Source organism: Yersinia artesiana (genome assembly GCF_902726545.1).
GTDB lineage: Bacteria > Pseudomonadota > Gammaproteobacteria > Enterobacterales > Enterobacteriaceae > Yersinia > Yersinia artesiana.
The window spans coordinates 1-1,689 of the sequence record NZ_CACVAD010000107.1 but is presented as its reverse complement, the minus strand read 5'-3'; the positions used below and the strand labels follow the sequence as shown (position 1 = coordinate 1,689).

Here is a 1,689-nt window from a genome sequence, read left to right as displayed (position 1 = left end):
GGTTTTACACCGATGCAGCATATTCATTACATGAACTGATTCTACTTATCGCCTCCGCTAAAAATAGAGGAATTACCCTTCACAACCTGCGGGGGACAGTTTCAGATTGAACCTCACGATTCACTCTTACGGATAATCCGTGGCTACGTTGTCCCCGACAGTTTGTACCCTGAAATTGTTCTCAACACACAGTCGGGTAGGGAACTGCTGATAAGACAGCAGGTTTCTTCGCACGTCTTACTGCATACTGGCTGAAACAATCACAGGAACAGCCTCATGTCGCACTGAAAAATCGTGTACAGCGTCTTTAATTTCTTAAAATCACCTCAAGTTGGGATGATAAAAACTGATTATAAACATCCACGACATGGCATGGAGCCGTTTTCATCCATCCAGCCTGAACTTCTGGCCGACTGATTAAATATCCCTGAACACCATTAGCACGCGCAGGACCAATTGCTTGATTTAATTGTTCAGATGTTTCTATCCCCTCAACTACAACCAAACCTGCATAGTTCTTGCACAGACATACGAGGTTTGCTAGTTCAGAGCTCTCTACACCGGAGCAAGATATTGAAGAACGTTGCAATACGGAACGATCAATTTTAATGATATCAGCATGGGCTATCGCTATAAACTCCAGCGTAGTCATCCCTGTGCCAACATCGTCTAAAGCAATGCGAACTCCTGTCTTTTTAAGGAGTCCCAATAGTCTTATTGCGTCGCTAATTTTACTAATCTCTGCAGTTTCCGTAATCTCGAGGATCAGGCGGCTCGCTATATCTGGCATTTCTTCTAGCTGTTCTATCAGATGATGCCAAAACGCGTTATTATTTAGTGATACCGCAGAGATATTAGCCGCAATATGTTGATTAGGCTGATAGCGCAAGAGTTGAAGAATGGTACTGACTACACTATAGTCAAGGTGAGAAATGAGTTTCAGTCTTTCTAGTGCATTTATAGCATCTTCTGGAGCATATGTAGGTTCTGCAATATGACGTAATAGAGCTTCGCTATATATACATACAGTTTCCCCATTAATAAAATGAACAATCGGCTGGAATACAAGTATTAACGATCCGTTACGTAGCCCATTCAATAGATTAGCGGCGTGTTTCATATCGGAACGAAAACGTTGACACCAAGCAGTCAATATTCCTGGTACTAGTGCTGGTCGTCGCGTGGATTGCTCAGCAAGGAATGAACTACGATCCGTAAATCCGTATTGTGTACCATTGATCCGTAGAAATTTAACTTCAACGCGTAGATAAACTTGGCCTTGAATTGTATCAATGCACTCTGCACCGACAATAGCGAAAAGAAATTGTGCAAGTTTATCCTCCTGTCGATCGGTAGAGTAGTTTTCTACATGGGTAACTTCGGATAACACATTTGTTGGCAGCATAGATAGATCTATAGTAACAACCTCATCCTGCAACTCTATAGCAACAGCTGGCAATCCGCCGTCTATTAACCTTTGCCGTACCACTGATATACATTGCAGATGGGTCTCTGGTCCAAATGCTGCAGCGATATCACCAAGATTAGAAATCCATATAATAATAAAATCAGTTGACTGAAACCGATTATTAAACATTATTTACGTCCTTCATTGTAGGGGCTTTCCTATATTTTTGTAATTTTCAGTATTATTTAAAAAAAGGATAAGATGGTTTATTGAGCTAAATC

Annotated in this window: 1 protein-coding gene; it reads right to left on the bottom strand. The window is 41.2% G+C overall.

Annotated features, from left to right (window positions below):
* Nucleotides 1–307: 307 nt before the first annotated feature.
* Entirely contained in the window at nt 308–1,597 is a 1,290-nt protein-coding gene (locus HU019_RS20125) for an EAL domain-containing protein (RefSeq protein ID WP_020303466.1), read from the bottom strand.
* Between the last annotated feature and the right edge of the window lie 92 nt (nt 1,598–1,689).